This window comes from Clostridium akagii DSM 12554 (assembly GCF_000686725.1).
In the GTDB taxonomy this organism is placed as follows: Bacteria; Bacillota; Clostridia; order Clostridiales; family Clostridiaceae; genus Clostridium_I; species Clostridium_I akagii.
On the sequence record NZ_JMLK01000016.1, the window covers coordinates 41628 to 60528 of the forward strand.

Annotated in this window: 21 protein-coding genes and 1 riboswitch; of the genes, 6 read left to right on the forward strand and 15 right to left on the reverse strand. The window is 29.8% G+C overall.

The genetic code is table 11. From position 1 onward, the window contains the following. Positions 1–2 precede the first annotated feature (2 nt). The 6 genes from BR66_RS0109755 to BR66_RS0109780 all read right to left on the reverse strand — a co-directional run bounded on the left by BR66_RS0109755 (position 3) and on the right by BR66_RS0109780 (position 6944). Entirely contained in the window at positions 3–815 is an 813-nt protein-coding gene (locus BR66_RS0109755) for a CheR family methyltransferase (protein WP_026882775.1), read from the reverse strand. Between the two features lie 76 nt (positions 816–891). Next, positions 892–3381 carry a methyl-accepting chemotaxis protein gene (locus BR66_RS25155; RefSeq protein WP_026882776.1) on the reverse strand — a complete coding sequence of 830 codons (2490 nt, stop codon included), beginning with the start codon at positions 3379–3381 and terminating at the stop codon, positions 892–894. Between the two features lie 15 nt (positions 3382–3396). After that, positions 3397–3891, reverse strand: coding sequence for a chemotaxis protein CheW (locus tag BR66_RS0109765; RefSeq protein WP_026882777.1), 495 nt, complete (start codon positions 3889–3891; stop codon positions 3397–3399). Positions 3892–3914: 23 nt separating this feature from the next. Beyond that, positions 3915–5969 (reverse strand): chemotaxis protein CheA, encoded by a 2055-nt coding sequence (locus BR66_RS0109770; protein WP_026882778.1) that lies wholly within the window; start codon positions 5967–5969, stop codon positions 3915–3917. Positions 5970–5996: 27 nt separating this feature from the next. Further along, positions 5997–6350 (reverse strand): response regulator, encoded by a 354-nt coding sequence (locus tag BR66_RS0109775; protein ID WP_026882779.1) that lies wholly within the window; start codon positions 6348–6350, stop codon positions 5997–5999. A 15-nt stretch (positions 6351–6365) separates the two neighbouring features. Next, positions 6366–6944, reverse strand: coding sequence for a TetR/AcrR family transcriptional regulator (locus BR66_RS0109780; RefSeq protein ID WP_026882780.1), 579 nt, complete (start codon positions 6942–6944; stop codon positions 6366–6368). Positions 6945–7224: 280 nt separating this feature from the next. On the opposite strand from BR66_RS0109780, the gene BR66_RS23535 reads away from it, so the two are divergent. Next, on the forward strand, positions 7225–9447 hold the full coding sequence (locus BR66_RS23535) for an ATP-binding protein (RefSeq protein ID WP_026882781.1): 2223 nt from the start codon (positions 7225–7227) through the stop codon (positions 9445–9447). Positions 9448–9715: 268 nt separating this feature from the next. Beyond that, a complete protein-coding gene (locus tag BR66_RS0109790; protein ID WP_162174146.1) occupies positions 9716–10621 on the forward strand; it encodes a phosphodiester glycosidase family protein in 906 nt (301 codons plus the stop codon). Between the two features lie 65 nt (positions 10622–10686). On the opposite strand, the gene BR66_RS0109795 is transcribed toward BR66_RS0109790, so the two are convergent. The 3 genes from BR66_RS0109795 to BR66_RS0109805 all read right to left on the reverse strand — a co-directional run bounded on the left by BR66_RS0109795 (position 10687) and on the right by BR66_RS0109805 (position 12063). Continuing rightward, the gene (locus BR66_RS0109795) at positions 10687–11217 is read right to left on the reverse strand and encodes an AAA family ATPase (RefSeq protein WP_026882783.1); all 531 of its coding nucleotides are present in this window, start codon (positions 11215–11217) and stop codon (positions 10687–10689) included. A gap of 32 nt (positions 11218–11249) precedes the next feature. Beyond that, positions 11250–11426, reverse strand: coding sequence for an aspartyl-phosphate phosphatase Spo0E family protein (locus BR66_RS25160; RefSeq protein WP_084156446.1), 177 nt, complete (start codon positions 11424–11426; stop codon positions 11250–11252). A 100-nt stretch (positions 11427–11526) separates the two neighbouring features. Then, positions 11527–12063 carry a metal-dependent hydrolase gene (locus BR66_RS0109805; RefSeq protein ID WP_026882784.1) on the reverse strand — a complete coding sequence of 179 codons (537 nt, stop codon included), beginning with the start codon at positions 12061–12063 and terminating at the stop codon, positions 11527–11529. 240 nt (positions 12064–12303) lie between these two features. On the opposite strand from BR66_RS0109805, the gene BR66_RS0109810 reads away from it, so the two are divergent. After that, entirely contained in the window at positions 12304–12507 is a 204-nt protein-coding gene (locus BR66_RS0109810) for an alpha/beta-type small acid-soluble spore protein (protein WP_026882785.1), read from the forward strand. A gap of 183 nt (positions 12508–12690) precedes the next feature. Here BR66_RS0109810 and BR66_RS26630 read toward each other — a convergent pair whose 3' ends face one another. The 6 genes from BR66_RS26630 to BR66_RS0109840 all read right to left on the reverse strand — a co-directional run bounded on the left by BR66_RS26630 (position 12691) and on the right by BR66_RS0109840 (position 16466). After that, the gene (locus tag BR66_RS26630) at positions 12691–12825 is read right to left on the reverse strand and encodes a hypothetical protein (protein ID WP_278246807.1); all 135 of its coding nucleotides are present in this window, start codon (positions 12823–12825) and stop codon (positions 12691–12693) included. Positions 12826–12840: 15 nt separating this feature from the next. Then, entirely contained in the window at positions 12841–13026 is a 186-nt protein-coding gene (locus BR66_RS0109820) for a hypothetical protein (protein WP_026882786.1), read from the reverse strand. A 21-nt stretch (positions 13027–13047) separates the two neighbouring features. Further along, positions 13048–13188 (reverse strand): CPC_1213 family protein, encoded by a 141-nt coding sequence (locus tag BR66_RS26135; RefSeq protein WP_169738169.1) that lies wholly within the window; start codon positions 13186–13188, stop codon positions 13048–13050. A gap of 150 nt (positions 13189–13338) precedes the next feature. Next, on the reverse strand, positions 13339–13797 hold the full coding sequence (locus BR66_RS0109830; RefSeq protein ID WP_026882787.1) for an HNH endonuclease signature motif containing protein: 459 nt from the start codon (positions 13795–13797) through the stop codon (positions 13339–13341). 139 nt (positions 13798–13936) lie between these two features. Beyond that, entirely contained in the window at positions 13937–15193 is a 1257-nt protein-coding gene (locus tag BR66_RS0109835) for a DUF445 family protein (protein WP_026882788.1), read from the reverse strand. Positions 15194–15203: 10 nt separating this feature from the next. Beyond that, positions 15204–16466, reverse strand: a complete 1263-nt coding sequence (locus BR66_RS0109840; RefSeq protein WP_026882789.1) for a DUF445 family protein — start codon at positions 16464–16466, stop codon at positions 15204–15206. A gap of 211 nt (positions 16467–16677) precedes the next feature. Between BR66_RS0109840 and BR66_RS0109845 the strand changes: the two genes are divergently transcribed. From BR66_RS0109845 to BR66_RS0109855, 3 genes are all read left to right on the forward strand, one after another. Next, a complete protein-coding gene (locus BR66_RS0109845; protein WP_026882790.1) occupies positions 16678–17541 on the forward strand; it encodes a cation diffusion facilitator family transporter in 864 nt (287 codons plus the stop codon). A 66-nt stretch (positions 17542–17607) separates the two neighbouring features. Beyond that, positions 17608–17707, forward strand: a riboswitch (TPP riboswitch). 91 nt (positions 17708–17798) lie between these two features. Then, on the forward strand, positions 17799–18458 hold the full coding sequence (gene thiT / locus BR66_RS0109850; RefSeq protein WP_026882791.1) for an energy-coupled thiamine transporter ThiT: 660 nt from the start codon (positions 17799–17801) through the stop codon (positions 18456–18458). 60 nt (positions 18459–18518) lie between these two features. Further along, positions 18519–18827: an MTH1187 family thiamine-binding protein gene (locus BR66_RS0109855; RefSeq protein WP_026882792.1), complete on the forward strand. Its 309-nt coding sequence runs from the start codon at positions 18519–18521 to the stop codon at positions 18825–18827. The last annotated feature ends 74 nt before the right edge of the window (positions 18828–18901 follow it).

Genomic DNA, 18901 nt, shown 5'->3' on the forward strand with positions numbered 1-18901 from the left:
CACTATCCTTTCCTATAAACCGCAGGCATAATATAATCGTACTTAGTCTCATTCTTATCTATTGATTCAGAATGACCTATAAAAAGATATCCGCCCGGTTCAGTGATGTCGTAAAATTTATTTATTAATTCCACCTTTGTTTTTGGCTCAAAGTATATCATCACATTCCTGCAAAATATAACATGGAACTTTTTTTTAAAAGGGAATATTTCAGTCATTAAATTAAAATCCCTGTATATTATCTCGTTTCTAATTTCTTCACAAATTTCATAGTTTTCACCATCAATTTTGTTAAAATAATTTAATAACCAATACTTAGGTATAGTGTTTACTGCTTCTCCAGAATAAACTCCATTTTTTGCTTCATCTAATACTTTTTTAGATATATCAGTGGCTAGTATCTTTGTATTCCACATATCCTTTTGATTTCCAAAATAATCTTTAATTATCATAGCTAAAGTATATGGTTCTTCACCACTAGAACAACCTGCACTCCAAATTCTTAAATCTTTATTTTTAGAGTTTTCCTCTAAATATGGAACTACTGTATCCCTAAAGTATTTAAAATGATCTGCTTCTCTCATAAAATAAGTATGGTTAGTAGTAAGTTTATTTATCAGAATACTGATTTCATTTCCAGAAGTATCCTTAAATACAAATTTTAGGTAATCAGAAAAATTGCTAAATCCCTTTTCCATAATCATATTACTAAGTCTGCCTTCAATAAGGACTTTTTTTTCTGTTAGATTTATTCCATAATTTTTTTTCATATATGCAGTAAGTTCTTTAAATTCACTAATCTTTATATTTATCATATTTTCACCTTTAACTTTTTATATTAGACCATGATACTTAATAAAACTAAGCATTATGGTCTTAATAAATTTTTTCTTAGTATTTTCCAAAATCATTATTACTTAATGATATTCTTGGTTTGTTTTTATTCTTTGTAGCCTCTGCACTACTCGAAAATCTATTTTTAGTTGCATTATTTTGAGCTCCTACTACTTCATTCATTGCTGAAACATAGTTACCTCTTTTTAGTTTAAATTTTCCAACCATATTTTTAAGCATTGATGCTTGGCTTGATAGTTCTTCACTAGCTGCTGCACTTTGCTCTGCAGTTGCGGAGTTTGTCTGAACCACATCTGATACTTGCTCTATTCCTTTATTTATTTGATATATTGCGGTTGCCTGCTCATTTGACGCAGCTGCGATTTCCCCAACTAGTGTTGCTGCTTTAGTTACTCCTACAACTATTTGATCAAGGGATTCTGCTGTATTATTTGCAATTTTTGTTCCAAACTCAACTTTTTTAATTGACCCTTCTATTAAATCTGTAGTTTCTTTAGCCGCATTTGCACTTCTTGCTGCAAGATTTCTTACTTCCTCTGCTACTACTGCAAACCCTTTACCATGTTGTCCTGCTCTTGCTGCCTCCACTGCAGCATTTAATGCTAATATGTTAGTTTGAAAAGCTATATCATCAATAACTTTGATTATTTTTGAAATATTTGATGAAGACTCATTGATTTCCTCCATGGATTTAAGCATATCTTTCATATGAGAATTTCCAAGTGTTGCTCCTTGTTTAGCATCAAGTGCTAGTTCATTTGCCTGACTTGCATTAACTGCATTCTGCTTTGTCTGAGCTGCCACTTCAGTGATTGAAGATGTTAATTCTTCGATTGAACTTGCTTGTTCAGTGGTTCCTTGAGATAGTGCTTGACTTCCATCTGAAACCTGGTTTGATCCTGCTGAAACTTGATCTGCTGCATTATTAATTTCAGTAAATACTTCATTAAATGATTGAATTATAAGATTTAGTGCACCCTTAATTTGAGCAAAATCTCCTTTATACTCATTATTGATCGATAGTTCAAGATTTGAGTTTGACATTTGTTCTAAAACTTCTGAAATTTCAGTTACATAAGAAGCTAAAGAATCAATGGTGTCATTTAATGCATTTTTAATATCTGCATGATCTCCTTTATAATCTCCTTTAACATGTACCTTAAGATTACCATTTGACACTTCTTCTAATACTGCCGCTGCTTCTTTAACAGGTTCTATAACCGCATCTAATGTATTATTTATTCCTTCAACTATTTTTTTGTAATCTCCATTATGCTTGCTAGCATCTGCTCTAATAGAAAGTTTTCCCTCTAATGCAGCTTCAACTAGATTACCTGAATCTGAAACTAATAAATTAATGCTATCAATACATTGATTTAAATTGTTTTTTATTATGTTAAAGTCTCCATTATAGTTATCTGTTATCTTTTCTGGTATTTTACCTTTACTTATTTTATCCACATAGTCTGAAGTTACATTAATAGGTATTACAAACGCATCTATCATTTCATTTATTCCTACTATAAGCTCTCCCCATCCGCCATTAAATAATGTAGCATTACCTCTTGTTTCAAGTTTACCATCTTGTGTTGCTTTTATAAGTTTGTTTGTTTCAACTAATAATTCTTTAATGGTTTTTACCATACCTATTATATTTTTGCCCAGCACATCTTTTTCTGATTTTACATTAACTGTAACCGTCAAATCACCGGCTGCTATACTCTCCACTGCATTAACTTGCTCTTTAATGTTCTCTGTCATTTTTTTAAAAGCTATCATCAAAGTCCCAACTTCGTCCTTTGAAATATCATCTATTTCTACGTCAACATCTCCAAGTGTAAGTCTATCGGCATAATTCACTAATTTTTTTATAGGATTTACAATTATTTTTGAAATCACTAGCCCTAAAATTATTGATAAGACTATAGCTATAATAATTATTATTGTTATGGTTATTATTGAATTACTCCCTGCTGCATCATTAATTGTTTCATTTGCATCCCCTTGATCCATATTTAACTTAAAAGCTTTAGTAATACTTGCATCAAGTTGGCTAGTTAAAACTGCTGCTTCACCATTCATCAAAGCTAAAGCCGCATCAGTATTACCTGCATTTATTAAAGTCCTAGTTTGGTCTTTAACAACAATATACTTTGTAATTGAGTCTTTCATAGTTTTCAAATTGGCCGTTTCTGCAGTAGATGAAATACCATTAGAATAGGTTTGCACATTGTCTTGTAAATCTTGGAATACGGTATCAACATTATTACTAAATTTAACTTTAGCTTCTGGTGTTTTCGCTAGAGCCATGTCTCTTAGATTAACTCTTACCTTTAAAAAATCAATTTCAATTTGTGCAGCTGGCTTAAGTGGCAATAAGTTTTCATTATATATTTGGTTACTTCTGGTAATGATACCATTAGTATTAACGATGGCAACAACGCCAACCACCGCACTCAATAAAGCTACAATAACAAATCCAATTAAAAGCTTAGTGGATATTTTTAAATTTTTATAAAATTTCATTTAATAATCCCCCTTTTATACTAGTTCAGTAATTTTGTCTAATTCCTCATCATTAAGCAATTTGTCACAATCAAGTAGAAGCTTGATTTCGCTCCCAACCTTTCCTATTCCCCTAACATAGCGATTATGAAAACCAGTTTTTATATCTGGTGGAGGTACAATATTGCTGTCCTCTATAGTAATAACTTCAGCCACATTATCCACAATGAGCCCCACAGAAGTTGCCTTTATGTCTATTACAACTATACATGTTCTATCATTATAAACTTTTGCCTCTTTTTTAAACCTGAGCCTTACATCAATTACTGGAATTATTTTTCCCCTGAGATTTATTATTCCTTTCACATAATCAGGAAGTTCAGGTACTTCCGTTATATCCTGTATCCCTATTATTTCTGTAACAAACTTAATTTCAATGCCATAGGCCTCCTTGCCAACAGAGAATGTAAGAAATTTTCCCCTTTGAGTATCCTCAGAAGTTTCCATGACTTCATCCAATATTTCTTCCATCTTATTACCACCCTTCCTTTGCTTTATCTGTCTAAAATGCCACTTACATCTAAAATAAGACTTATATTTCCGTCACCTAGTATAGTGCATCCTGCAATACCTTTAGTTTTTTTTATATATGTTGGCAAAGCTTTAACCACTACCTGTTGTTCCCCAATTAATGAATCTACAAATAGACATGCTGCTCTTGTATTATCTTCTACCATTACCATTATTCCTTCTGTTGACGATGTTACTTTTGTATCAATGTTAAATATTTTATGAAGTCTGTATATTGTATAGGCTCTGCCCCTTATCATTATCATTTCATTTCCTTCGGCATCAGCAATTACATCATTCTCTTTTGGCTTGAAAGACTCTCTAATACTTGTAATTGGTATTGTATATTTAGATCTTCCTACTGCTATTTCCAGCCCATCTATTATTGCTAGAGTTAATGGAATCTTAATTGATATTTTACTCCCCTTTCCTGTTTTGCTTTCAATGGAAATAGCTCCCCCTATGCTATCAATATTTTTTTTCACTACATCCATGCCAACCCCACGTCCTGAATACTCTGTAACGTTTTCATTCGTAGAAAACCCCGGTAGTAATATATTGGAAAATATCTCTTTATCAGTTAATTCATCTTCTGCTTTTGTTACTAATCCTTTAATTCTTGCTTTTTCATATATCCTTTTTTTATCAAGACCTCTTCCATCATCGCTAACAATTATAAACACATCACCCCCAGCATTTTTTGCCTCTAAGGTGATTTTACCAATTTCAGATTTACCAGTAGTCATCCTTTCATCTTTTCCTTCTATTCCATGATCTAATGAATTCCTAACAAGATGCATAAGTGGGTCTGAAATATGATCAATAATGTTTTTGTCTACCTCTGTGTCTTCCCCTATAATTTCAAGTTCAATTTCTTTATTTAGCTTCTTACTCATGTCTCTCACAATTCTATTCATCTTGTGAAAAGTCATAGATACTGGTATCATCCTTATGGACATTACAATATCCTGTAACTCATTGGTAAGTTTTCTAAGTTGCCTTGAAGCTTTTTTGAAATTATCTAGTTGCAATCCCTGTAAATCCGGATTTTTTGTAACCATTGCTTCTGAAATCACAATTTCTCCTACTAAATCTAGTAGCGTATCCAATTTTGAAATGTTAACGCTTATAATGCTTTGTTGCTTTGGGATTTTCGCTATATGATCATTATCATCTTTATTCTTCTCTACCTGTCCTATAGGCTCTTCTAGAATAATTTCTTTTTTAACCTTTCCCCCTAATGCTTTAAGCTCCTGTGGATACTCCTGAACTTCCAAAAGTTCTAATTCTCTTAAAAAAATAATTGAATTTAGTTGTTCTTCAACTTTTTCTCTGCTCATATCAGTGGCAAACCCTATTAAAAAACCACTTTTTCTAATTACTTCTGTGCTATGGTCACTTTCTATAACGTCTTCTGGTATGTGATACATTTCCCAAACGTTATCTTTTAGATTATGAATTACAGCGTAGGCTCTAACATTTTCCATTTCACATCCATCTTCAAAAAAGATTCTTGCTACAAATTTTTGCTGTTTCAAATCTTTATTTGAGCTTTCGTAGGAACTTATGTAATATTTAGTATCTTCTTCTGCTTGAACTACATCGCTTTTTATAACCGATCCCGTTGCTTGTTTCATATTCTGAAGAAGACCAGAGCTTTTTAGTACTAATGCCTCGCTAAGTCCATCAGCTTCCCCATCATTTTCAATTTTTGAAACTTCCCCTTTTATAAAATCAATACCAGAAAGAACTAAATCAAACAAATTTTCGAAATCGATACTTGCTTCTTTGTTTTCTCTTATAAAATAGAACAAATCTTCCATAGAATGAGCTAAAACAGATATATTATTAAACATCATCATAGCTGAGGAGCTTTTTATAGTGTGCATAATCCTGAAGATTTCATTTATTGCTTCTGTACCAATTTTTTTGTTTTTTTCACACTCAATACTAATTTCTTCAAGTTGTTCCATTAGCTGCGTTGCTTCAAATAGATATATTTCTAACATTGGTTCTCTGCTGCTTCCATCTTCTGACATAGATTCCCCCTACTTTCTACAAAATTATTACAATTTGTTAAAAGCTTTTATTATTGTTTCTTCATTAAATGGTTTTACAACAAACCCTACTGCACCTAAAATTACAGCTTGTCTTACAATTGTTTGTTGCCCAAGTGCTGAAATCATCATTATTTTTGCATTTTTATCAAATGCAATTATCTGCTTTAATGCCTCAATACCATCCATTACTGGCATAGTAATATCTAATGTTACAATATCAGGTTTGAAAATTTTATATTTTTCAATAGCAATCTTCCCATTTTCCGCCTCCCCAATTATTTCAAATTTATTTCTTTCAAGCATAGTTTTTAATGCCATCCTCATAAAAGCTGCATCATCTGTAATCAAAACCGTTTTCATAAATCTCATCTCCCTCTAAAACTTTATTATATTATCAACTGCCAAAATAATTCTCTGTTTAACATTAAAACTACAATTTTTCATTCTCCATAGAAAAGTTGTCCCCCATAAAATACTAAATATTGAATCTGTGAGCACCTCAACACCTTTATTAAATGGAATTTCCTCCTTTTCAATAGCTTTTGAAACAAAAGAAAATAATAAATTATACCTATCTTCCATAATATTTTTCATTTTTTGGTTAATATCCTCAAAATATTTAAAAGTATCAAAAGAAAACATTATAGTGGTGATTTCTGGATAATTTTGGTAATATTCTGCATAAGCTTTGCAAAAATATTTTATTGCTTCTTTACCTTCTATTTTGTTATCAACAATTGTATTTTTTATTACTTCATCGTAGATAGAATATCTTCTGAAAATTTCTTTGATAATTTCTTTTTTCCCATTAAAATGTCTGTAAATGGCTGGCTCTGATATATTCTGTCTTGTAGCTATTTCTTTAATCGTCATTCCATTAATTCCAACTTCATATAACACCTCAATAGCTGTTATAATTATACTTTCTTTTCTCTGCACTATATCAAATTTCACCTTGTTTACCTCCAAGTTAGTTATAGCTAACTAACTTATCAATATAATACTATACAAAATTATATAATTCAACATATTTCGACCATTTTTTTAGAAATATTTACTAATATTTTTAATTCACAATTAAAACATTAAATTTGATTATAATATCATTTAATATTATAATGTAACAAGAATCACTTTAATTCGTTAATAGTACGATAATTATCATATATTGTCAATAAGATTAATTATTTGAACCCATGTTAAATAGACAACTGATGTCAGAGGGGGCTACTATATGAGAAAAATATTTAGTTTGAAATATCAGATGTTATTAAATAATATGTTAATATTTATCTTACCTGCTTTAATTCTCGGATATATTTCTATATCTAGTAACGGAGATTTTTTTTCATTGAATAATATCAAAACTCACCAGTACATAACTTTAGTTGTGATTCTTTTATTTTGTTTTGTTTTATCTACAATGTGTGTACTAAATATAACAAAAACTTTTAAAAATCTTATACATAAAACAGAACTTATTTCTACCGGTGATTACAGCATCTCTCCTGACACTAATATTTATAAAGAATTCGCTCAGTTATCTTATTATTTTGAAATAATAAAGGAAACTATGCGCCAAAAGGAAAATGAAATACAAGCATTAAATTTAGAATTGGAGAATAATGTTCTTTCTAGGACTAAACAGCTACATGAGACAAACTGCGAGCTTGAAGAATTAAATGAGGAATTAGACAATACCGTAATAAAACGAACCATAGAATTACAAGACATGAATGCAGAACTTGAAGAAACTAACGCTCTCCTTGAGGAAGAAGTTTTAGAAAGAATGAAAATAGAGAAGGCACTTCAAAAAAGTGAAGAATTTTATCGTAGTGTATATGAAAACTCTCCACTTGCTTTTGGTATTTGGGATAAAGATTTTAAGTTTATAGATTGGAACAAAAGGGCGGAAGAACTTTTTGTATGGTCCAAAGAAGAGGTAATTGGAAAAAAATTAATGGATTTTCTTGTGCCAAAGGAAATTATTCCTTCACCTTCAATAAGTGATATGGCACAAACCCTAATTAATAATGGAATACAACGCATTACAAGCAATGAAAATCTAACAAAGGATGGTCGCATATTATTCTGTGAATGGCATAGCTCAATGCTTCACGATGAAAAAGGGAATATTATGGGCTTTATATCTATGGGACTTGATAAAACTGAAAATATTAAGGCTGAAAAATCAGCAGTAGACTCTAAAAAACAAACTGATAAACTTAATGTGAAATTACAACAAGCTAATAGTGAACTAAAAAATGAAATTTTTGAACGTATTGAAATTCAAGAGGAGCTAACCAAGTCAAAACTCCAGGCTGAGCAAGCAAATATTGCCAAAAGTCAATTCCTTGCAAACATGAGTCATGAAATTAGAACCCCTATGAATGGGATAATGGGAATGATCCAATTAGCTTTAATGACTGATTTAGATGAAGAGCCAAGGGAATATTTAAGCCTGGTAATGAAATCGACTAAAGTACTACTTACAATAATTAACGATGTTTTAGATCTTTCTAGAATTGAAGCAGGTAAAATCGTAATAGAATCTAAACCATTTAAAATCAAAGATATTGTTAATGAGGTTACAACTTTATTTCAAATTAGTGCAAATCAAAAAAATATAGCACTAACCGTTGAAATAGATAAAAATATACCGGCTATTTTGAGTGGTGATGAAGCCAGACTAAGGCAGGTATTATCAAACGTAATTGGAAATTCAGTTAAATTTACGAAAATTGGTAACATAACAATAAAGGTTTTACCATACCATTTGGATGCAAATTTTATAAAAGTAAAATTTGCAATTAAAGATACTGGAATAGGGATAGCTAAGGAGAAACAGAACTTATTATTTGAAAGATTTAACCAACTAGATATCACCTACACTAAGCAGTATCAAGGTGCTGGTTTAGGCCTCGCTATATCTAAGAGTCTAGTACATTTAATGGGCGGAACTATATGGTTAGAAAGTGCTGAGAATGTTGGTACTACATTCTATTTCACTGTTAATCTTAAAAAAATTGGATCTATGGTAAATAACAACTACCTTGTAAAGGATAGTTCTAGAATCAAGTCTGATTATAATAAAACTGTGCTATTAGTTGAGGATGAAAAAATAAATCAAAGAATAGTGGAAATAGTTCTTAAGAAAAAGCATCTAAATGTTCTAATCGCTGAAAATGGTAAAGCAGCAATTGAATTATATGATAAATTCCCATTCAACCTGATAATTATGGATATCAATATGCCCATCATGGACGGGCATACTGCAACATTAATAATAAGAGAAAAAGAATTATTATCCAAAAGACATACGCCTATTATTGCTATGACTGCCTATGCATTATCAAGCGATAAAGAAAATTTCATTTCTGCAGGTATGGATGATTATATATCAAAGCCAGTGGATTTAAATTATTTAACATCAAAAATCGATAAATGGATTAAGTGAATCTATATTGATTTTATAATTTAAAACCATATTTAACTATAGGTGTGAACAATTTTAATATCTACTTCTCATATAGTGTATTTTAATGTAAAATATAAAATAAAAGAGAGGTAAATATATGGAGCTAAAGATAATAAAAAAAGTAATAAGATTCATGATAAAGTTTATAATTTCAATTTCCTTGTTGTTTTCTATATTCATGTTATTAGTTTTTTATTGTAATTTTAACCCATTCACAAACTTGAGAACCTTGTGGGTTACTACTGCTATGAGCACTTTTAAGCACCAGTGGTTAGCAACAATGTTTATATCAAAGACCGAAATAGATAAAATTTTAAATGAAAATAAAGTGGTACCTACAAGTGCTAAAACAGATATAAGTAAAATCAAAATAATAAATCATGACCCACCCGAAAGCGTTGTGAGTGAAGCTAGTAACACTACCAGCACAGATACCGTTTACAGCAATTCTAATAATATATCAATAATAAACATTAAAGATACCAATTATATTGGGAAACTTATGATAGTAGACAACCCTGCTAGAATTCAATTAGCCTTAATTAATGAATTTGGTAAAAATCATTCTGGACTCAAGTTATCCGTACTTGCAAAAAAATATAATGCAGAAGCCGCAATTACCGCCAGTGGATTTCAAGATTATAATGGAGAAGGTAATGGCGGAATTCCAACAGGCATTGTAGTTAAAAATGGAAAAGTTTTATACAATGATGGTATGCAATCATTTAACATTGTTGGCTTTGACTATAATAATAGGCTTATTACTGGCGATTTTACATTAGCCGATATTAGAAAAAATAATATTAAGGATGCGGTTTCTTTTGGTCCTGCACTAATTATAAACGGAACCGCAACTACTATTATAGGCGACGGTGGCTGGGGAATTCAACCTAGAAGCGCAATTGGACAAACAGTGGATGGAAGGGTTTTGTTACTTGAGATTGATGGCAGACAACCTACTTACAGTTTAGGTGCTACCATAAGAGAAGTCCAAAATATAATGATCAAATATGGTGCTATTAATGCTTCAAATCTTGATGGTGGTTCTTCAACAGTAATGTATTATGATGGAGATATTATAAATAAACCATGTGGTCCTCTAGGAAGTACAGGAGGGCGATATTTACCTACAGCCTTTATTGTTACTAAATAAAGAAGTTTCAAATGACAAGTTAAAAACTTTTTTTTGCCTTGTCACTATTAACGCCAATTTTTATCTTATCCATTATTCCTTGTGATTATTTCCTTTATGTCACAAATAACTTGAAGCATGTCTCTATTTGCGTCAACAACATAATCACATTTAATGCTATTAAAAATTCCTGTATGAGATTCGTGTTGCATCCTTCTTTCAGCTATTTCTTCACCTCTGTCCTTTTTCATTCTTTTATATCTTTCATTTTTATCTACTTTTAAATAGATCAATAATACTTCACAATCCTTAATACTATTTTTAAGTTCTATAGCTCCACAAGGTTCTATTATGTAAATGGAACTACCCTTACCCATGAATTGTTCCCTAGTGCTCCAATATCTACATTTATCAAACTCGACATAGGCAATAAGCTCCTCTTTTTTAAATTTACTAAAGGAGCTTTCATTTGAAAATATATGCCCATCTTCTGTTTTGTTTCTCTTAGCTCTAGTTGTATAACTTTTAATATAATTATATCCATCTTGTTCCAAAATTTTTGCTACGCTTGATTTTCCAGAACCAGACTCTCCAATTAAACATATTATTTTGTCCATATAGCACTCTCACAATCACCTGTTAATAATCTTTAGTGGTTTTTATTTTGCAAACTTTCGTATCTGTTTAATGCTGCATTAAGCTCTTTACTTACATTTACAACTTCGGAATCTAATAAATTCCCGTGTTTTTCTTTTATTAGACTCTCAAGCCGATCTCTAAGAATATCAATTTCAGAAACTTCTCTATGAAATTCAGACGTAAACAAACACCTCCTGTATACTTTTAGGAATCAATATTATATTAAATATTTAATTCCCTTTAGTATTTTAACCAACTTATGTATATATTAATCTTAATGTTATATTTTATAGAATGCCAGTTCTCAAAAATTGTTTTAATTTTTTATTTTTAATTAGCTTCGCCACAAAATAAATTACAATAACAAGTCCAAGAATTTCAGTTACATAGTAAGTAGGATCTGTTAGTAGTCTTTGGAAGCCCTCCATAAGCCACTTGCCCTCTGGTCTAGTTGGAAACTTCCATCCAAGAAATGGCCAGTAAAAAGTCCTAGCATATAGCCACATACTATCAAGAATCTGATGGATAAGGCTACATATACCTAAAACAAAAAAATTATTAGCTCTATTTTTATTTTTTATCATTAAATATAAACCGATTAACAATAAAATCCCTGAAAATAAAAGTGAATGAGCAAAAAGCCTAGTATTTTGAAATTCTTTTCTAAAAAATACATCGCCAATAGGTTTGTCAATTAAATCCGGTAGAACAGAACCAATTACAACAAATCTATAATCAATTGGAGTCCCATTTTTTTTCTCAGTGAGTTTATCGTAAGCTTTAAGTATTAAAGTTGTAGGTCCAACATGTCCAAAAAATATCATGTGATTTTTCCTTTCTGCCTTATATTGCTCTTATTATTACATTAATTTTGTAATTTATCAACTGTTTCCCTAACATATATTTTTTATTTTAACACAATATATTATCATAAAGTGCAACTTACTTTGAGATAAGGCTTTAGACCAAGTCTTGCCGTTAGTTGAACTGATCCTTTTTATCTATTGTTAGTTATAAACTTAAGAATGATAAAAAAAGGATAAAATTATAAGGAGGTAATTAACTTGGCTAGTAGAGGAAATAGAGTTTTAGTTCCAGAAGCAAAAGAAGCTTTAAACAAATTTAAAATGGAAGCAGCTCAAGAAGTTGGAACTCCATTAAAAGAAGGTTATAATGGAAACCTTACTTCAAAACAAAATGGCTCCGTTGGTGGTCAAATGACTAAAAAGATTGTTGAAGACTATGAAAAGAAAATAAGTGGAAAGTAGTATTTGCATAAAAAGATGAAAGCATAAATGCTTTCATCTTTTTATTTATAAAATACAAAAACAATACCATATATGGAGATTGGTATTGTTTTTGGAGGTTTCCGAGTGAATACAAAAACAAATAAACTATGGAGGCAAGTTGGCTTATTCTCACTAACCTACTTGCCTCCATATTAAAGTTTTTTATTTTTTCTTGTTTTCGGCTTTGAATTTTGCACTTCTGGAGTGATACTTTTCACTAGTAGGATCAGTAGACCATTTTTTAGGTTCATTCCCCGTATCTTCTCTTTTATGCTTAATATTTGTGTTTTCTTCCATTTAGTAAATCACCTCTTAACCAAATAATCCTTTATGCTTATGTTCTACTAAGTCAATAGATCCAAGCACAATGTGCGCCAAACCAAATCCTAATATGCCAGCAGATACTGCTGGTGACATTTTCCTTGCAATTAATGTTGCTCCTGCAGCTGTAACTATTGTACCAAGTGCCGTTGGAACTAAACCTTCTTTAATCATCATAAAAAAACTCCTTTCAAAATTTTATCGAGATTTTTTTTCATTATCTTTTGCTCCAAAAATGGCTCTAGTGCTTTCATCTTGAGGACTATGTTTAATATTTTTCTTTGTAAATTTGCCATCTTCGCCTTTATTATTATTAGTATTAGTTAGTTTATTATTCATATCAATTCCCCTTTCCAAAATATTTTCCCCAATTTTAATTAATAATTACTATGTTTTTTATTCAAATTATGGCTTAATAAGGTTTATGAAAAACGTCCCAAACATAGATTTTATTCCATGTTCAGGACGTTTAAATAAGAAAATTTAGTTTTACGCTAGTTTATTTTTTTCATAGAATTTATATACAGGATTTTCAATAAAATCGTCTACGATATTCCAAGATTCATCATAATCTTTATCAATCATAAATTCATAGTATAGCTTGCCACCCATAAGTCTTTTGATTATATCTTCTTTTTTATAACCTTCTTTGTATAGCTTGAATTTTTTGCATATAGTTCTAGCTTGAGATGGGTTTAAAAGTAAAAGCTTAATTAATTCATCCATAAAATAATATTTTTTCACTAAAATTTTGAATATCTCTTTTTGAAATTTTAGTTTATATGCTATATTTACCTTCATATCTCTGTGTGGACTATGCTTGCCTCTATGATGCTCAGCACAAAGATATACATAATTTAAGCAAAAATCAAGACCACCATCTCTTTTAAATATTATATGATGTTTTTCTCCTACTTTTCCACAAACTATACATTTTTCTTCCTGCAAAAACTAACACTCCTCCCAAAGTTATTTATATTAATAATATTTGCTTTTTTACTTGTATTCTTACTATATATTATGCCAATATATTTTGTGTGACTCACTTATATATTTAAATATTCGCCTGAAAATTGTATACTTTTTTCTAAATTATCCTCCTGATTATGGGTACTATAAAAGGATCATAAAGTACTTTTAAAAATATAAATAGAATTCCACCTATTAGACCTCCAACTACAGATCCATTAATTCTTATCCATTGAAGGTCTTCCCCAAATTTGTCCTCTACAAATGCATTGAGTTTTTTATCATCATACTCATTTAAGGTTTCACTTACTAATGAACCAATGAATCTAAAATTTCTTTCTGTAAACTTTATCAATGCATATTTTATAACATTATCTAAGCCTAAATTAAATTCATGATTTTTTGAAATTTTATGAAAATAAATCTGTATGTTTTTAACTATAAATTTTGTTAAAAGTGATGATTTATTATCACTTTTAGTGATTTTGTCTACAATCTTATTTATATCAATTGAATCTATAAATTTTTCTTTAGTAAATTCTATTTTTTCTCTATGCTGCTCTATGCTAAGAAACATTTGGAAAATCTCTTTTTTTATGATTTCTCTAAAGCTATTATCACTATTATTCATTTTAAAAAGTTCATCTATTATCCCTTGCTTGAAATTTGTAGCAGCATTTCTTAAATTCACATTATCTGTTTTTTCTAAAAAATCAAAACTTAATTTTGATAAAAAGTTATCACATTTTTCTTCTTTTAAATCCATAAGTACCTTATAAACTAATGCTTCGAATTTTTCATTTCTACATAATATTATAATCTGCTGAATAATATTATCAATTATTTTCTCATCATATCCTGAGCTATATACTTTCTTAGAAAATAAGTTAAGAAGATTTGTGAGACTATACGATTTTAGCTGCTCATTTTTTATTTTTTCACTTATTTCCACTAGTTTATCTTTTCCACCACTAGAGAAATATTCATTTAAATATTTTTCCAAATAGTTTAACATTGTCGTTTCATTTTCTTCTAATATGCCTAAGACTACTTTTGATAAATCAAGTTGAGAAATTTTTTCTTCTATAATCTCTTTAGTAAGAAGTTGATTTTCTACTGCCGAAGTTATACCCTGTATTATTTTCTCCCTATTTCTAGGTATAATTGCAGTATGAAACGATATACCTAACGGTTTTCTAAATATAGCAGTGATTGCAAACCAATCCGCAGCGCCACCTACCAGTGAAGCCTCAGACACCATAAATAGGAAGTTTATTAGAATTAAATCTCCATAAATATATTTTAAAATTGAAATCACTATAAATGTTATAAACACAAATAGTAATGTAATATTTGCTTTATTTTTATAATTCATAAAAACCATCCTATCTTATCCAAAATGTTAATAAGTAAGTAATTATACCAACTACCCCACCAACAACAGAACCGTTTATTCTTATAATCTGTAAATCATCTTCCACCTTTTCTTTAAGCAGATTTGTTATTTCATCATTATTGTACTTATCTAAATTTTTCTTAACAAGTTTTCCTATCTCTCCATGCTTTTCGTCAATTGCCTTGAATATGAGCTCCTTGATGGTTTCATCCATCTTTTGCATTTTTTCTTCTTCCCTTAGTAAATTATATAATATTTTACGTTTTTCAAATTTAAGATTTTTGAAAAGTTCATAAGGTCTATTAACATTATTTTCAATATAATTCACCGTAATATCTTTTATACTTTCCTTTAATCCATGATTTTCCAGTAACCATTTATTTTTAAAATCTTGTATTTTATTAATTAAAACTTGATCATATTTTAATTTTTTAATATACTGATTCATGATATTTTTAATAGCTATTCTGTTCTTGTCATCTTTAATTAACATATGATTTAAAAGAATTATTAATTTATCCTGTATTATCTTTGCGGCTTTATCACTGGATATACCTAGTACATTTCCCAAAAGAAATTTATTTACTAGTTTTCTTCCTGTGCTGTTTTTTTCATAACTCTTCATGGAATCATGGTAAATCTTTTGCACTAAGTTAAAGCTATCTTCGCTCTGAACATTTTTTAGTATCACTGGTATGATTTTGTCTATAGCTTTATCTTGGTATCCATTAACTAGTGTCCACTGTAAACCTTCATATAAAAAATCATTTAGGTTAATTTCGTGCAATACACCTAATATAACTTCATATGAAAGCGTTCCTATTTTCTCCTTCTCCACCAAAGCCATGCTAGTAAATTCATCTATTACTTTGTCTAAAAGCTTATCACCGATTTTTGATTTAAGGAAAATAATTAAGACCACAGATAATTTATAACTTGCAAATTTAGCTTTTAGCTTATCTTTATTCAGCAAGTCATTCTCAACAGCATCTACCATTGTATCTATAATTCTATCTCTGTTTCTATTTATAATATTCGTTCGAAAAATTACACTTGGCCAGTTTATATTCATCGGCTTTTTAAATATAGCTGTAATTCCAAACCAATCAGCAAGACCTCCAATTAGAGCTGCAGCACTACAACCTGAAATTAATCCACCGATAAAATTATCCTTAAAAGCATAGGAAAATAAAAATACTATAGCAAAAATTAACAAGATAATATTTGCCATTCTTCTATTAGTTCTTTTCAATATTAATCACCACGTTTTATTTATTATACACTGCTATTTTTCCCATTATATTATTAAATAAATCACTTATATATCTATTAGTTTATCACAGCTACATATATAAAACTATATTTTAAGTATTTTCTATAAAATTGTTTACAATTTATCAATAGTGAGCATAGTATAATATAGTAATTTTTTGTAATTTATTAATTTAATCCAGGAGATAGATATGAAAAAACAGCAAGCAGCACTTCTGTCTATAATTTCAAACTCAATTTTAATATTATTTAAGTTATTTACTGGCATTTGCATTAATTCTGTAAGTGTAATATCTGAGGGGATACACTCTTCAATTGACTTAATAGCCAGTGTTATTTCCTTTCTTTCAATAAAAAAATCTAATAAAAAGGAAGATGCTGAGCATCCTTTTGGGCACGGAAAATATGAAAATGTATCTGGCTTTTTTGAAGCCATACTTATTTTAGTTACTGGAGTCATAATTATGTATGAAGCTTTTAGTAATCTTATTTTGCAGCACAATATTAAATATTTATATTCAGGTATGCTAGTAATGGCTTTATCCTGTTTTTTAAACTTTATGGTATCTATAAATATACTGCGTACTTCAATAAAAACAAAGTCAATATCATTAAAAGCAGATGGTCTGCATTTACTTACAGATTCTGCTACTTCTTTGGGTGTACTAATAGGTTTAGCACTTGTAAAGATTACAAGTCTTTCATTTTTTGATTCCCTATCCGCCATTTTTGTAGCACTACTTATTATTAGAACTTCAGTTACTCTTATAAAAAATTCAGTGAAAGATCTTGTTGATAGTAGCCTTTCACGAATAGATCTGGAAAAAATCATAGATATTTTAAAAAATCATCCCGAAATAAAGTCCTTTCATAAACTTAGAACAAGAAAAAGTGGTGAAACCTGTGAGATTAATATACATCTATTATTCGATTCTAATAAATCATTAATAGAAGTTCATGATGTATGCACTTGCGTGGAGGTTGAAATTAATAAACTTTTCAGTAATTCTAATACATTGATTCATGCTGAACCTTTCATTAATAACAAAATGTAAAAGATCCAAACTAAAACTTGCATGATAAGTTTTATTGTATTATAATTTTATTATACAAAATAATAACAAATTAGCTAGGGGTGCCTTAAGGCTGAGAGATGTTTTTGCATTAACCCTTTAACCTGATCTAGATAATTCTAGCGTAGGGAAGCAGTTTATATATCTGCTGTAATTACAAATTACAGTTTTTTATTTTAAATAAAGCTTTCTCATTGATCCTTTAGGTCTCCTAGTTAAAATACAGGAGGTCTTTTTATATGTTTTCTTTTATTAAAAACCTAGTTCCATCATTTTTAACAAATGTAACTGAAATATCACATCATCCATCATCCGTTATAACTTTAGTAGGTTTATTACTTCTTGTTTTGGGATTTGTGAAAATTAGAAAGGTTAAACTAAATACTAAAATGATAACTCAGATTGGTATCGCTTTGGCGCTTTCTGCTGTGCTTCAAATATTTAGGATATACCATTTTCCCCAAGGTGGCGGTGTAACCTTTGGAAGTCTTGTACCAATACTTTTAATAGCCTTTATTTATGGACCAGAAGTTGGAATACTGGCTGGATTTTTACACGGAATGTTAACCTTAATAATAGATCCATATATACTTTATCCAACACAGCTTTTATTTGATTATCCTCTTCCTTCTATGGCACTAGGCCTTGCTGGATACTTTAGAAATCAAAAAATACTAGGAAGCGTAGTAGCATTATTTGTTAAATTTATATGTCATTTTATATCTGGAGTTTTGTTTTTTGGGAGTTTTGCTCCAAAAGGAACTTCACCTATAATTTATTCTCTTTCAGTAAATGGTTCACTTATGCTTGCAGAAGGTGCTATATGTGTTATTATAATTGGTCTACTACCAATGAAGATACTTTCAAAGGCACTCACCGGCGAAAGAGCTCTAACATAATTAGTTGTCAATTAGCAGTGATTTTTATATGATAATTTGCTTACAGAGGAGATGTTACAAATGGTAATTGCAGACATAGCTGTTATGCCTTTAGTTCCAGCAGTTTCTGAAGAAGAACTGTATAAACAAGTTGATGCAGCAATAGATTATATTAAAGATAGTGGCTTAAAATACGAAATTGGTGCTATGAGCACTACTGTTGAAGGTGAATATGATGAAGTATTTGATTTAATAAAAAAAGTACACAGAATACCCTTTGAACTTGGTAGCGAAAGAGTTATTACTATCGTAAGAATAGATGAGAAAAAAGGTGGCTTAACCATTGATGGAAAACTGAAAAACCACCCGGCTGGCAGAAAGTCACTTTAGTAATATAAGGCATCTTTAAAAATAGCTTTCTATTAGAATTAATATTTCTAATAGAAAGCTATTTTTTTTACTTT

Coding starts and splice junctions, on each gene's coding strand:
- BR66_RS0109755 (WP_026882775.1), bottom strand. CDS start 815: ATGATAAATATAAAGATTAGTGAATTTAAAGAACTTACTGCATATATG.
- BR66_RS25155 (WP_026882776.1), bottom strand. CDS start 3,381: ATGAAATTTTATAAAAATTTAAAAATATCCACTAAGCTTTTAATTGGA.
- BR66_RS0109765 (WP_026882777.1), bottom strand. CDS start 3,891: ATGGAAGAAATATTGGATGAAGTCATGGAAACTTCTGAGGATACTCAA.
- BR66_RS0109770 (WP_026882778.1), bottom strand. CDS start 5,969: ATGTCAGAAGATGGAAGCAGCAGAGAACCAATGTTAGAAATATATCTA.
- BR66_RS0109775 (WP_026882779.1), bottom strand. CDS start 6,350: ATGAAAACGGTTTTGATTACAGATGATGCAGCTTTTATGAGGATGGCA.
- BR66_RS23535 (WP_026882781.1), top strand. CDS start 7,225: ATGAGAAAAATATTTAGTTTGAAATATCAGATGTTATTAAATAATATG.
- BR66_RS0109790 (WP_162174146.1), top strand. CDS start 9,716: ATGAGCACTTTTAAGCACCAGTGGTTAGCAACAATGTTTATATCAAAG.
- BR66_RS0109795 (WP_026882783.1), bottom strand. CDS start 11,217: ATGGACAAAATAATATGTTTAATTGGAGAGTCTGGTTCTGGAAAATCA.
- BR66_RS0109805 (WP_026882784.1), bottom strand. CDS start 12,063: ATGATATTTTTTGGACATGTTGGACCTACAACTTTAATACTTAAAGCT.
- BR66_RS26630 (WP_278246807.1), bottom strand. CDS start 12,825: ATGGAAGAAAACACAAATATTAAGCATAAAAGAGAAGATACGGGGAAT.
- BR66_RS0109820 (WP_026882786.1), bottom strand. CDS start 13,026: ATGATGATTAAAGAAGGTTTAGTTCCAACGGCACTTGGTACAATAGTT.
- BR66_RS26135 (WP_169738169.1), bottom strand. CDS start 13,188: ATGAATAATAAACTAACTAATACTAATAATAATAAAGGCGAAGATGGC.
- BR66_RS0109835 (WP_026882788.1), bottom strand. CDS start 15,193: ATGAATTATAAAAATAAAGCAAATATTACATTACTATTTGTGTTTATA.
- BR66_RS0109845 (WP_026882790.1), top strand. CDS start 16,678: ATGAAAAAACAGCAAGCAGCACTTCTGTCTATAATTTCAAACTCAATT.
- thiT (WP_026882791.1), top strand. CDS start 17,799: ATGTTTTCTTTTATTAAAAACCTAGTTCCATCATTTTTAACAAATGTA.
- BR66_RS0109855 (WP_026882792.1), top strand. CDS start 18,519: ATGGTAATTGCAGACATAGCTGTTATGCCTTTAGTTCCAGCAGTTTCT.